Here is a 12,341-nt window from a genome sequence, read left to right as displayed (position 1 = left end):
AAAGCTGACATCAAATATGATGTCAGCTTTTTTTATGGAAAATATCAAGTATTTGGAGAAGGGCGGTAAATGTAGTGAAAAAAAGCAAAGGCAATAAAAAGTTAAGCCATAGAGAAGACAGTAGCGGATGCAGCAGTATGCCAAAGAAAATGGAGAACAGAAAAAGGTCGAGAATGATAAACACTTTTAAACTGTAAATATCAAGGACTTCTTCAGCAAGTTCATGTTGCTCATTCAAGATGGCTTTTTTATTATTGGTTTCCATGCGATCACCTTAAACCTTTTACGATTATATATTGTTGATATATGAAAACCGCGGATCAATGGTTCTTCTCAGGATGAATACGCAACCAAAATTACCAAAAAAACATAGAACTTTTACATTCAGGCAATATGTTATACTAATATAATAGTATGAAAGATTTAGAGATTTTAAATAACATATATTTCCTTAACGATATATGAAGAATGAAGAAAGGGGAGAAGAGTGTGAAAAGGAAGAAATGGTGGTTATCCATATTTGCATTGTTTGTCTTTTTACTCTCAATGCTCTCCTATTCATTAGCGAAAGATGATGGGGTAAAATGGCGGAATTTACCCAAAGATAATCTTTTAAGACAGGCTGAACTTTTTAAGGGAAATAAAGAATTGCAAAGAATATTTTTATTTCCAGAAGAGGAGTACGATGAAGGGGAAGCACTGAAAATTGCTGGAACCATTAATAAACTGCCTCATTCACTTTTGGTGAAAACAGCGGAAAGTGGTGTGAGGATCAAACTATTCGATGGCGATATAACAGAAAATCAATCCGCGGCCAAATTAAAGGGGAAAACTCCGCGTGGTTATTTGAATAAAGAAACAACTTGGGATGATGTGCCTGGTATGGGCGGATCACATACGGTATTGGTTAAAATCGGGGCGAGTGACAAAGGCAACGGGCATGGATCGGTTAATTTGGAACTGCATGAGCTGGGGCACTCCATTGATAATATAGTGTTTAATGGGATCCGTGAAGACATGGATTATTTGAAGATTTGGGGTAAGGAAGTGGATGGGCTGTTTCCTGGGATTACGTATTTTTCCAACTACCCTGAGGAATACTTTGCAGAAACGTTTGCCATGTTTTATGTGAACAATGAACAAAATCAATTGCTTAGACAAAAAGCACCCGAGACTTATAATTTTATTAAACAATTAGATTAAACATTAGGCAATAATACGTTAAAATAAGGAGAATGAAAGTAGAAAAGGTGGTTTATCATGAAGCAATATTTAGATTTATGTAAGCATGTACTCGAAAATGGAACGCAAAAAGGTGATCGTACGGGTACAGGAACGATCAGTACCTTTGGATATCAAATGAGATTCAATTTAAAAGATGGATTCCCTGTACTTACAACCAAAAAGGTTAGTTTAAAAGCGATTATCCATGAACTATTATGGTTTTTGAAGGGTGATACAAACGTTGGGTACCTTCAGGAAAACAGTGTGCGCATCTGGAATGAATGGGCGGATGAAAAGGGGGAATTAGGCCCGATTTATGGTCATCAATGGCGTTCCTGGGGAACGGCCGATGGAAGGCAAATCGATCAAATCAGTGAATTGATCGAACAAATCAAGACCAACCCAAATTCAAGAAGATTGATAGTCAGTGCTTGGAATGTTGGGGAACTGGATGAAATGGCCTTGCCGCCTTGCCATGCTTTCTTTCAATTCTATGTTGCTGATGGCAAGCTTTCATGTCAGCTATACCAACGTTCAGCGGACGTCTTCTTAGGTGTTCCTTTTAATATAGCTTCGTATGCGCTTTTAACGATGATGATCGCCCAGGTGTGTGATTTGGAAGTTGGCGAATTTGTACATACTTTCGGGGATGTCCACATCTACTCTAACCACCTTGAACAAGTGGAACTGCAGTTGACTCGTGACCCGAAACCATTGCCAATCATGAAAATCAATCCAGATGTGAAAAATATCTTTGATTTTAGCTTCGAGGACTTCGTTTTGGAAAATTACGAAGCCCATCCCCATATAAAAGGTGAGGTTAGCATATGATATCGTTGATAGTGGCTATGGATCAAAATCGTGTGATAGGTAAAAACAATAAACTGCCATGGCATTTACCAGCAGATCTGCAGTACTTTAAAAAAGTGACGATGGGCCATCCAATCGTCATGGGGCGAAAAACATTTGAATCGATCGGCAGGGTCCTGCCTGGCCGCGAAAATGTCATCGTCACCCGCAATCAGGAATTTAAAGCGGAAGGCTGCGTAGTATTACATGATATTGCACAAATCAAAATGTTCGCAGATAACCATGAAGAGGAAGTCTTCGTAATTGGCGGAGCCGAAATCTTCAAGGAAATCCTACCTTTTACCGACCGCCTGTATATTACGGAAATTCATGAAACTTTCGAAGGGGATACTTTCTTTCCCGAGATTGATGAAAATGAATGGGATGAAATCTCCTCAAAACCAGGCAGCATTGATGAAAAAAATCGATTTGCACATGATTTTATTATTCTACAAAAAAAATAAAGTGCTAATCCGATTATGGGAAATGACCATAATCGGATTTTTTTGGTATGGAACAAACAAAAGAAAGAATTTTTAGAAAAATCAATTACATTAATAACAGTAAAGTGCTATAATGATTGAATTCATCAGAAAGGAAATGAGGGATTGTTATGAATCAGACTGCATCTAAGAATAGGGGGATTCAATTGGAAGATATTCTAATTGCCTATAGAGAACTGAAAGAAATCGTTTTACATACTCCTTTACAAAAAAATCAGAGGCTCTCTGAAAAATATGATTGTAATGTTTATTTAAAACGCGAGGACTTACAACACGTACGTTCCTTTAAATTAAGAGGGGCTTACTATAAAATGAAAAGCCTGACCGAGGAAGAGACGAAGAACGGAGTCGTTTGTGCCAGTGCAGGAAACCATGCACAGGGTGTTGCTTTTTCCTGCAGCCAATTGGGCATTCACGGGAAAATTTATATGCCTGCTACAACTCCAAGGCAAAAAGTCGATCAAGTTCAGCTATTCGGCAGGGATAATGTGGAGATCATCCTAATCGGGGATACATTCGACGATGCATTTGCCATGGCGATGGAATGCTGTGAAAAAGAAGAGCGTTCCTTTATCCATCCATTTGACGATGAAAAGGTAATCGCCGGGCAAGGTACAACGGCTGTAGAAATCCTGAACGATTGTGAAGATGGAATCGACTATGTATTTGCCGCTATGGGCGGCGGCGGGTTAATGGCCGGAGTATCGAGTTATTTCAAATCGGTTTCCCCAAATACGAAATGCATTGGAGTTGAGCCGCAAGGTGCTGCTTCGATGGAATACTCCTTCAAGGAAGGGAAAGTTTCTGAACTCGAAAAAATAGATACATTCGTTGACGGAGCAGCCGTCAAGTGTGTGGGACAGTTGACATATCAGATTTGTAAGGAAAACCTGGAAGATATCGTTGTCGTACCTTCAGGCCAAATCTGTACGACGATTCTCGATTTGTATAATCAGCATGCGATTGTCGCTGAACCTGCAGGTGCTATATCTGTAGCCGCGTTGGATTCATATAAAGAACAAATCAAAGGAAAAACGGTTGTTTGCATGGTTAGCGGAGGGAATAACGACATTGGGCGCATGCAGGAAATTAAAGAGAAATCCTTATTATATGAAGGGCTGCTTTATTATTTTATCGTGAATTTTCCACAACGTGCTGGCGCTTTAAGGGAATTCCTTGATGAGGTGTTGGGACCGAATGATGATATAAGCCGTTTTGAATATACGAAGAAAAATAATAAAGAAAGCGGGCCGGCCCTGGTTGGTATTGAGCTAAAAGATAAAAATGATTATGAAGGGCTCATTCAAAGGATGAACAAGAAAGGATTCTCTTTCGTAGAGGTCAATAAAGACAGTAATTTATTTCACTTGTTGATTTAAACATGGACAAAATGTTAAATTAGGATAGAATAATACCTATGTTTTTACATTTTATTCTGCCGGCCCAGTCGTATATGGGCATATTGTCGATAATTGTTACCATTCTATGACGAATTGCCAGTTCCCTTTCAATTGGTTGGAAATGGTATTATAATCGGAGTAGGTCTAATTACAACACCAAAGGGGATGTATCCATGTCGAACATTGGAGTACCTGGTCTAATTCTCATCTTAATTTTGGCATTAATTATCTTTGGTCCGAAGAAACTTCCAGAAATTGGCCGTGCATTTGGACAAACGCTTCGTGAGTTTAAAAAATCCACAAGTGATTTAACAAAAGGTGATTATGAAGAAGATAAGAAGCTACAACAAAAAAATCATGAATGATTGAATGCTGGGCGTAAGATGGAATCGTCTTGCGCCTTTACGCTGTAACAAAGATACGGATTTTCAGATGAAGGCGTGATCAACTTTGGAAGATAAGGAATTAAATATCATCGATCATCTCGATGAATTGAGAAAACGGCTCATCATTACAGCTGTTGCTTTTGTCATCTTTTTTATCGCCAGCTTTATTTATGTTGAGGAGATTTATAATTGGTTCGTGAAAGATCTCGATTTTGACCTGATGGTATTGGGACCGAGTGATATTATCTGGATTTACTTCATGCTTGCAGGTGTCGTAGCCATTGCGGCAACGATACCGGTAATTGCCCTGCAAATCTGGTTATTCGTTAAACCCGCTTTGATGCCAAATGAAGTGAGGGCGACCCTTGCCTATATTCCAGCACTCTTCCTGCTTTTTATCGGAGGGCTTGCTTTCGGTTATTTTGTCATCTTCCCGACCATTCTTCAATTTTTGATTGAATTGGGTGATGGGATGTTCATAACCAGTTTTACAGCTGATAAGTACTTTTCATTCGTATTTAATATGACGATACCTTTTGCTGTTTTATTCGAGCTTCCTGTCGTTACCATGTTTTTGACCTCCCTTGGCATAATAAATCCTTATGTGCTTCAAAAATTAAGGAAGTATGCATACTTTGTACTGGTTGTCATAGCGATATCGATTACGCCGCCTGACTTTATGTCAGACTTTATGGTGATGGTTCCATTGCTGTTATTATACGAAATCAGCATTTCTTTATCTAAAGTCGTCTATAAACGAAGGGTGAGACGTGAAAGCTTGCGGGAAGACACCTACGAGGAAGGTTTATAAGAAGAAGCCCATAATGGCATTTTGCCCTTATGGGTCTTTTTTTTATGATTATCAATCTGATTTCTCTGTTTTTTTACACATTTGAATATTTATACTTTTGGATTTATTGTGTATAATATAAGCAATCGGTGAAAAATGAGGATTGATATTTTGATGTTCAAATGCTTGGAATTCAAAGATTGTTTTGGACATAAGGTCACCATTTCAGAAATACCTGTCTTACTGCCTAGTGATCCGAATTTTTTTATGTTGACCGTGCGTTTGGAAGTATTTGTTAAGAAGGTTTTTGCCAATAAAGATCATAAAGAAAATTACTCATTTAAGCATTATTTAGCATCCGTACTCAAATGGCCCGTTTATAACAAGCTTTTTTTTGGAAGTTTACTCAATAATGCTTAATGCGGATTGTTCCATAGCTAACATCTCCGTTAAAAGAGATGACACGAATGCCAAGAAGTTACGAATAAATCGGCATGTGTTCAGGTTGGCTCATGGAACGGTCTTTTTTTGTGTAATCATTTCAAAAGATAGGTATCACTTCAGTCGAAAAATGAAACCTTTGGTTTGAATGCTTACCTTGAATAGGTATAATACAATAGATATGTTAATTTAGGGATGTGTAATGATGAATAAAGTAAAGATAGTAACAGACTCGACAGTAGATATGACACCAGAGGAACTGGAATTTTATGATATTACAATGGTCCCTTTATCGATCTTTATAGATGGGGAGACTTTTTTGGATAAGGTTGAAATCGAACAAGAAGAATTCCTGAAAAGGATGAACCAGTCAAAAGAATTGCCAAAAAGCTCACAACCGGCCGTAGGTACCTTTGTGGAGGTATATGATGAACTTGGAAAAGACGGCAGCGAGATTATTTCCATACATATGACAGGTGGCATGAGCGGTACAGTTCGCTCAGCGGAAAGCGCAGCTAGCATGTCTGAAACGAAGGTTACCGTTCTTGACTCGAAATTCATTTCAAAAGCGATGTCATTTCAGGTGATCGAGGCAGCGAAGATGGCGAAGGAAGGGAAATCCGTAGCAGAGATAATTGAACGATTGGAACATATTAAAAAACAGTCAAGTTTAATCATTGTCATAGAAACACTTGATAACCTTGTTAAGGGTGGAAGGATTGGCAAAGTTTCTGCTTTTATCGGTTCATTGCTGCACATAAAGCCGATTGCAATTCTTGACGATGGTGTACTGAACCCTGTATCCAAAGCCAGGAGCCAGTCACAGGTCGTGAAGTTCATCATCAAGAAGTTCAAAGAAGATACTCAAGGCAAAAAGATTAGAGGCATCGGTTTTGTACATGCGAATGGCCTTGAAATAGCGGATAAGGTCCGCCAGGCCATTGCAGACTTAACAGGATATCAAGACATAAAGATAGAAGCAACGACTGCCGTTGTCAGTACCCATACAGGTGAAGGCGCCATGGCGATCATGTATTATTGGGACTGATAATGATATACCATATGAAAAAGCGTTTGGCGGCGGTTTTGTCACTTTTACAAATGTCTTTAATTCGTAGAAATAGTTGCTGTCCTCATTCCGGATGGTCTGTTAGAATAAATGAAGTAACAGAATATTTTATACATAAAGGACGGGGTAGGGATGAGAAAGCTGCAATTGCTTATGGCAGCTATGGGAGCATCAATTTTATTGCTGTTGACAGCATGCGGTTCCAATGGTGTACCTGATGCCAAAAATTGGGACCTTGAAGATTTCAGCTATATCGATCAGGAGGGGAAGCCTTTCTCAAAAAGCGATCTTAAAGGAAAGGTTTGGGTAGCGGATTTTATATTCACGAGCTGTGAGACGGTCTGTCTCCCCATGACTTCGAATATGACGAAGCTGCAGCAGCAATTGAAGGATGAAGGGATTAAGGATGTAGAGTTCGTTTCATTTTCCGTGGATCCGGAAATTGACAAACCTGATGTTTTAAAAAAGTTTGGTGACCAATTTAATGTGGATTACGGCAACTGGCACTTTCTGACCGGTTATGGACAGGAAGAAATCGAGCAGTTTGCATTGGATAACTTTAAAACGATCGTCAAAAAACCAGAAGCGGAAGATCAGGTGATTCATGGGACCAGTTTTTTTCTGATTGATCAAGAAGGAAAGATCATCATGGATTATACAGGTCTGCAGGATATTCCGTTTGATGAAATCATTAAGCATATTAAAATTTTACAGAATTATTGAACAGGTTAAATGACCTGTTCTTTCTGTTTTCATCCATCTTTATTATCGAGCTTTATCGATGGTGAAAATGAGCAATAAGATTTAGAAGAAACAGCGGTAGTGAAGAATGATTTTACATGCTAAGTAACATGCTAATTTTTATAGGACTAGCTTTAATTCACAGCATTTTTCATATTGTATAGTAAGGAATGCTCAATTCTGGAAGTACAATGAAGGTATATTGTTTGCAATCTTTCGTTTTCTGCATGATATAATATATGGGTAGGAAGGTGAGGGTCATGAGGAACAAAATCACCTGTCTTTTCATATGCCTAGTTTGGATTTCAGGCTGCAGTCAAAATGAAACAGCCTCAAATCAGCCATCTGTTCAGCAGAAAAGCATAGTTGAGCTGAGTAAAAAGGAAACCATTCCTGCCAGCTTTTTTCCGGACCCTGTGAAAATCGTGTCAATTGGCGACTCCTTGACTCAAGGTGTCGGTGATAGTAAAGATAATGGCGGGTATCTGCCTTATTTACAAAATAAGCTGGAAAAAGAACCATCGATTACTTCCGTTGAGATGATTAATCATGGCATACGTGGAAATAGGACCGACCAACTATTGAAAAGACTGGATAAGACTAGGATTAAAGAAGACATAAAGCAAGCTGACTCGATTGTCGTCACAATCGGTGGAAATGATATCATGAAGGTCTTTAAACAGAATTTCTCCGACCTGGAACTGAATCAGTTTGATTCGGCAAAAATAGGGTATGAAAAAAGATTAAGGCAGATACTTGATAAGGTTCGTTCTGAAAATGATTCTGCGCAAATATATCTTGTAGGCGTCTATAATCCATTTTCCAAATGGTTCGGAGATTTTTATGAACTTGATATGATCATGAATGATTGGAATGAAAGTGGAAAAGAGATCATTGAAGAATATGATTCAGCCTATTTTATTGAAATAGCAGACATTTTCGAGAATTCCGAAGAAGATTTGCTTTATGCCGAGGATTATTTTCACCCAAATGACCGCGGATATGAATTAATCGCGACAAGAATCTATAATGATATGGATATAACCACTATCGGAAAGGACACATTGGAAGCGAGTGCCAAAGGAGATGATGACCAAGAATGACAAATGTCAAATGGAAGACTTTGTTTATTTCCCTATTAGCCTTAAACATCCTGGTCATCCTGTTTGTAACGATTTTAGTTAATCTGCCGACTAAAGATAAAGAGCTGATACCCAAAGTAAGCCACGAAGAAGATATCCAATTTCAAATTCACACGAATCGGGAAGATTTGACAAGGTTAATCAACCAGTATCTGGATAAAGAGGGCTTGACGGGATCCATTCACTATGAAGTGTATTTAACGGATGAGGTGGAGCTATACGGAACAATGCCATTTTTCAACCGTGAAGTGGAAATGAAATTGACTTTTGAACCAATTGCCCAAAAGAATGGGGATTTGATTCTTAAGCAAAAATCAATTGCAGTCGGTAAAATGAACCTTCCTGTTTCATATGTAATGAATTTAATTAATGAGCGATATAATATGCCTGAATGGGTTAGCATAAGTCCCAATGACGAAAGTATTTATGTGTCATTACAGGATATGGAACTGAAAAGCGATATAAGGGTGAAGGCGAATGAATTCGATCTGGAAAATGATGACATTTCATTTTTATTGACCATCCCATCATCATTACAGTGATCGTGAATAAATGGATAAAAAACCAGGATCGATGCATCCTGGTTTTTTATCCATTTATGGGGAGAGCGTTAGGGTTTCTAGTGAGGATGATTCCCGATTCGATCCGATTATATAAATGGTTGAGGAAGTATTTTCTTGAAATGCCTTGTTTGGCAAAGGGAGTGCGATTTCTTTTGTTCCAGCTTTCCTCACTTCGAAGTCAACTATCATGGGATGAATAGTGAGATATTCGCTTGCTTTCCTGAAATGGATTTGATCAAAGACGACATCTCCGCCTTTGACCGCAATGTCCACCGAGAGTAAATCATGTGAAAGCTGGATGAATCGGACCTTTGCTTCATTTGGAGGAACAGATGGGTTATCCTCGAAAGGTAACATTTTCAACGTTTCGTTAGCCACGGTAGGTGCTAGGGCAATGGTATAGGAAGCTCCGATTTCAAGAGCCACTTTACAGCTTAATAGAGGTGAGGTGTTTTGCCCGCTGCGGTATATATCCAATTTGTACTTGCCAGGGGGCAGTGGTAAATAACCATTGCTCTCTTTATATGAGAAATTTTTGAGGATACGCATTTCATTTACATGAACATCAAATGGGTGAGCTGTTGGGACAGCATGTAAGAAGCGGACTTGTGCAGGCAGTAGGACAGTTATTTGTCCATTTCTGTATGTTGAATTTTCGAGACTTTTCAAATGTTTATGGTAATAATAATCATGCAATTGCGGATCGCTGTTTTTATAAGACGATAGTAAATCATATGTTTCCGATTTTTGTGGATATGATTGTTTATCGCTCATTTCCTACACCTCTCATTTTTCCATCATGTTTTTAACATATGTAATCATGCTTGGGCGTGTGTCTCCTTTCTAAAAAGAAAGGTAACATTTTAGTGAAATGCTCTCGGCATATTATTTTACAGGGGTATATAAAAACGTTAAAATGCATTCAATGGATGGTTTGTAAAAAAGGAGGATTTTCATTTGACAAAGCAATTAGAGAAAGCAACATTCGCAGGTGGATGTTTCTGGTGCATGGTGAAACCGTTCGATGAACAGCCTGGCATCGAATCCGTGATCTCCGGCTATACAGGCGGGACTACGGAAAATCCCACATACAAAGAGGTTTGTTCTGAAACCACGGGACATTATGAAGCTGTTCAGATCACCTTTGATCCAAACGTATATCCATATGAGAAGATAATTGAGTTATTTTGGCAGCAAATTGATCCGACAGATCCTGGCGGGCAATTTTATGACCGGGGAAGTTCTTATCAAACGGCCATTTTTTATCATGACGAAAACCAACGTGAAATTGCAGAAGCATCCAAAGCTAAGCTGCAGGCGAGCGGGAAATTTTCCGGACCGATCGTAACCCCGATTATACCGGCCAAAACGTTTTATCCAGCCGAGACATACCACCAGCATTACTATAAAAAGCAACCTGAACATTATGAAAGATATTCGATTGGCTCAGGACGCAAAGCATTTATACAACATCACTGGGGGGAAAAAAATGAAAAGTAAAGAAGAATTAAAAAAGAAACTCACTCCGATTCAATATGAAGTCACGCAAAATAATGGAACGGAACCAGCCTTTAATAATGAATATTGGAATTTGAAGGAGGAAGGATTATATGTGGATATCGTTTCAGGTGATCCTCTTTTCACTTCAAAGGAAAAGTTCGATTCAGGCTGCGGTTGGCCAAGCTTCACTAAACCGCTTAAAGAAGAGGAAGTGGTGGAAAACCTCGATACGAGTTATGGTATGAGAAGGATCGAGGTCCGCTCAAAAACTGCCGATTCTCATCTGGGACATGTTTTCAATGACGGACCGGGACCGTCAGGATTACGCTATTGCATCAATTCTGCATCATTAAGGTTCATCCCGCTCCAAGATCTTGAAAAAGAGGGTTACGGGGAGTATAAAAAGCTTTTTGATTGATTGGAAAACCCCCTATCAGATTATGATAGGGGGTTATTTATTGAGTAATATTCAATCTGTGATGATTGACGCGATCCGGACATATGGAATGTCGGTCAGGTCCATTGCTTTAGTCCTGCCAGTCACCTCAAAACGGACAGTATGTGAACCGGGGCGAAGCCCATTAGTGACAAATAAATATCTTTCACGGGCAAATGGCCACCATGTATTCAAAGTCGTGATTTCATTTCCGTCGATCCATACATTCACTTCCCCGCCATCAGGACTTCTAAGCAGTTTCACACCAAGCATACTCCCTTTGAAGGTATATTGAATCACACTGCCCTTTTCACTACTAGTGAAATAGCCGCCCATTGGCCGGAAACCGCTCATTTTTTCATAGTGGTCAATTTCCGATAATTCAAAACCGGAACGGGCATGCAGCTTAGTTGGAAGACCAGCTACAGCCTTCTCTTGTTTGATGTTATCCAGGAACCGTTCATAAATGGCATCGGCATATAATTTATACCCCAGCCCATTTGGATGTACCAAATCTTTGGTCAGCTGTTTTTCCGTATATCCTGAATTTTTGAATATTGGTCGCATATCCACATTTGTAGCACCATAATGTTTGGATAAAAGTCCGATGGCTGACGCAAATTCCTCATATTTCAAGGAACTCTCTGTTATTGTGAATAACTCAGCATTAGGGTGGAGCCGTTTTGCCTTTCTCATTAACGCTTCATATGTCATGGTAAAATCATCGACATTCATATATTTACGGTCATTTTCACCAAAAACGAAGAAAATCAGATCTTTATGATCATGCTTCCTTCTTTGGGAAAGCTTGAATAGGCCCTCAAAAGCAGTTGATCCGCTTTGGACCACGTAGTCACCGTGTAAAGGAATATCATTGGCATCATTCATCTTATTTTCTAGCTGTTTGAACCATGTTAGATTAGGTTTTTCAGCTCCCGATCCTCTTCCGATACTGTCACCAATGACGAGATACTGAATGGGCTGGCCTGATTGGAATTTTTGATAAACATTTATCGAATCATCCGATCCATATGTTTTAGGAACTTTTTGAAGGATATAGCTGATTAGAAGGATCATGGCGATTGCAGCGAAAGGGATGAAGGATTTTGCGTTCGTTTTCAATTATGTTCCCCCGTATTGCCTTTTATGTATCCATGTAGGTATGAGATAGCTTAAAGAGGCTAAGAATTGTTTTTTCCTTATTATATCCCAATTTTAAAGTAACACAATAAATTTGTGACAATTTTCATGGTTACTCGTGGGATTTAAGCCATTGAATGAATAACGTTTAAGATGG

General features: G+C 39.0%; 16 protein-coding genes. 13 read left to right on the top strand and 3 right to left on the bottom strand.

Annotation, left to right across the window (positions count from 1 at the left end):
- Positions 1-22: 22 nt before the first annotated feature.
- The gene (locus MHB45_RS12680; protein WP_048686776.1) at positions 23-265 is read right to left on the bottom strand and encodes a hypothetical protein; all 243 of its coding nucleotides are present in this window, start codon (positions 263-265) and stop codon (positions 23-25) included.
- A 224-nt stretch (positions 266-489) separates the two neighbouring features.
- Between MHB45_RS12680 and MHB45_RS12675 the strand changes: the two genes are divergently transcribed.
- The 11 genes from MHB45_RS12675 (at position 490) to MHB45_RS12625 (ending at position 9,087) form a co-directional block, all read left to right on the top strand.
- Complete coding sequence (locus MHB45_RS12675; RefSeq protein WP_105718819.1) at positions 490-1,203, top strand: anthrax toxin lethal factor-related metalloendopeptidase; 714 nt, start codon at positions 490-492, stop codon at positions 1,201-1,203.
- 57 nt (positions 1,204-1,260) lie between these two features.
- Positions 1,261-2,055 (top strand): thymidylate synthase, encoded by a 795-nt coding sequence (locus tag MHB45_RS12670; RefSeq protein ID WP_048686772.1) that lies wholly within the window; start codon positions 1,261-1,263, stop codon positions 2,053-2,055.
- Entirely contained in the window at positions 2,052-2,537 is a 486-nt protein-coding gene (locus MHB45_RS12665) for a dihydrofolate reductase (RefSeq protein ID WP_048686770.1), read from the top strand. The genes MHB45_RS12670 and MHB45_RS12665 overlap by 4 nt, the downstream gene beginning before the upstream one ends.
- A 149-nt stretch (positions 2,538-2,686) precedes the next feature.
- Entirely contained in the window at positions 2,687-3,955 is a 1,269-nt protein-coding gene (gene ilvA, locus MHB45_RS12660) for a threonine ammonia-lyase IlvA (RefSeq protein ID WP_202186864.1), read from the top strand.
- A 194-nt stretch (positions 3,956-4,149) separates the two neighbouring features.
- On the top strand, positions 4,150-4,341 hold the full coding sequence (gene tatA, locus MHB45_RS12655) for a twin-arginine translocase TatA/TatE family subunit (protein WP_034307557.1): 192 nt from the start codon (positions 4,150-4,152) through the stop codon (positions 4,339-4,341).
- Between the two features lie 85 nt (positions 4,342-4,426).
- Positions 4,427-5,173: a twin-arginine translocase subunit TatC gene (tatC, locus tag MHB45_RS12650; RefSeq protein WP_034307555.1), complete on the top strand. Its 747-nt coding sequence runs from the start codon at positions 4,427-4,429 to the stop codon at positions 5,171-5,173.
- A 135-nt stretch (positions 5,174-5,308) separates the two neighbouring features.
- Positions 5,309-5,572, top strand: a complete 264-nt coding sequence (locus MHB45_RS12645) for a DUF2535 family protein (RefSeq protein WP_306804680.1) — start codon at positions 5,309-5,311, stop codon at positions 5,570-5,572.
- A gap of 226 nt (positions 5,573-5,798) precedes the next feature.
- Positions 5,799-6,641 carry a DegV family protein gene (locus tag MHB45_RS12640; protein ID WP_048686764.1) on the top strand — a complete coding sequence of 281 codons (843 nt, stop codon included), beginning with the start codon at positions 5,799-5,801 and terminating at the stop codon, positions 6,639-6,641.
- A gap of 153 nt (positions 6,642-6,794) precedes the next feature.
- Complete coding sequence (locus tag MHB45_RS12635) at positions 6,795-7,385, top strand: SCO family protein (protein WP_048686762.1); 591 nt, start codon at positions 6,795-6,797, stop codon at positions 7,383-7,385.
- 278 nt (positions 7,386-7,663) lie between these two features.
- The gene (locus MHB45_RS12630) at positions 7,664-8,506 is read left to right on the top strand and encodes an SGNH/GDSL hydrolase family protein (RefSeq protein WP_065421191.1); all 843 of its coding nucleotides are present in this window, start codon (positions 7,664-7,666) and stop codon (positions 8,504-8,506) included.
- Positions 8,503-9,087 carry a YpmS family protein gene (locus tag MHB45_RS12625; RefSeq protein ID WP_048686760.1) on the top strand — a complete coding sequence of 195 codons (585 nt, stop codon included), beginning with the start codon at positions 8,503-8,505 and terminating at the stop codon, positions 9,085-9,087. The genes MHB45_RS12630 and MHB45_RS12625 overlap by 4 nt, the downstream gene beginning before the upstream one ends.
- A gap of 54 nt (positions 9,088-9,141) precedes the next feature.
- Here the strand turns inward: MHB45_RS12625 and MHB45_RS12620 are convergent, their stop codons facing one another.
- Positions 9,142-9,882: a DUF4397 domain-containing protein gene (locus tag MHB45_RS12620; RefSeq protein ID WP_048686758.1), complete on the bottom strand. Its 741-nt coding sequence runs from the start codon at positions 9,880-9,882 to the stop codon at positions 9,142-9,144.
- Between the two features lie 183 nt (positions 9,883-10,065).
- Between MHB45_RS12620 and msrA the strand changes: the two genes are divergently transcribed.
- Positions 10,066-10,608, top strand: coding sequence for a peptide-methionine (S)-S-oxide reductase MsrA (msrA, locus tag MHB45_RS12615; RefSeq protein WP_053535379.1), 543 nt, complete (start codon positions 10,066-10,068; stop codon positions 10,606-10,608).
- Positions 10,598-11,026 carry a peptide-methionine (R)-S-oxide reductase MsrB gene (gene msrB / locus MHB45_RS12610; RefSeq protein WP_048686754.1) on the top strand — a complete coding sequence of 143 codons (429 nt, stop codon included), beginning with the start codon at positions 10,598-10,600 and terminating at the stop codon, positions 11,024-11,026. The genes msrA and msrB overlap by 11 nt, the downstream gene beginning before the upstream one ends.
- A gap of 51 nt (positions 11,027-11,077) precedes the next feature.
- Here msrB and MHB45_RS12605 read toward each other — a convergent pair whose 3' ends face one another.
- Positions 11,078-12,166 carry a GDSL-type esterase/lipase family protein gene (locus tag MHB45_RS12605; protein WP_340907898.1) on the bottom strand — a complete coding sequence of 363 codons (1,089 nt, stop codon included), beginning with the start codon at positions 12,164-12,166 and terminating at the stop codon, positions 11,078-11,080.
- Between the last annotated feature and the right edge of the window lie 175 nt (positions 12,167-12,341).

The sequence above is a fragment of the Peribacillus sp. FSL K6-5616 genome (assembly GCF_038008245.1).
Classification (GTDB): domain Bacteria; phylum Bacillota; class Bacilli; order Bacillales; family DSM-1321; genus Peribacillus; species Peribacillus frigoritolerans.
This window is presented reverse-complemented; position numbering and strand designations above follow the sequence as displayed.

Coding starts and splice junctions, on each gene's coding strand:
- MHB45_RS12680 (WP_048686776.1), bottom strand. CDS start 265: ATGGAAACCAATAATAAAAAAGCCATCTTGAATGAGCAACATGAACTT.
- MHB45_RS12670 (WP_048686772.1), top strand. CDS start 1,261: ATGAAGCAATATTTAGATTTATGTAAGCATGTACTCGAAAATGGAACG.
- MHB45_RS12665 (WP_048686770.1), top strand. CDS start 2,052: ATGATATCGTTGATAGTGGCTATGGATCAAAATCGTGTGATAGGTAAA.
- ilvA (WP_202186864.1), top strand. CDS start 2,687: ATGAATCAGACTGCATCTAAGAATAGGGGGATTCAATTGGAAGATATT.
- tatA (WP_034307557.1), top strand. CDS start 4,150: ATGTCGAACATTGGAGTACCTGGTCTAATTCTCATCTTAATTTTGGCA.
- MHB45_RS12645 (WP_306804680.1), top strand. CDS start 5,309: ATGAGGATTGATATTTTGATGTTCAAATGCTTGGAATTCAAAGATTGT.
- MHB45_RS12640 (WP_048686764.1), top strand. CDS start 5,799: ATGAATAAAGTAAAGATAGTAACAGACTCGACAGTAGATATGACACCA.
- MHB45_RS12635 (WP_048686762.1), top strand. CDS start 6,795: ATGAGAAAGCTGCAATTGCTTATGGCAGCTATGGGAGCATCAATTTTA.
- MHB45_RS12630 (WP_065421191.1), top strand. CDS start 7,664: ATGAGGAACAAAATCACCTGTCTTTTCATATGCCTAGTTTGGATTTCA.
- MHB45_RS12625 (WP_048686760.1), top strand. CDS start 8,503: ATGACAAATGTCAAATGGAAGACTTTGTTTATTTCCCTATTAGCCTTA.
- MHB45_RS12620 (WP_048686758.1), bottom strand. CDS start 9,882: ATGAGCGATAAACAATCATATCCACAAAAATCGGAAACATATGATTTA.
- msrB (WP_048686754.1), top strand. CDS start 10,598: ATGAAAAGTAAAGAAGAATTAAAAAAGAAACTCACTCCGATTCAATAT.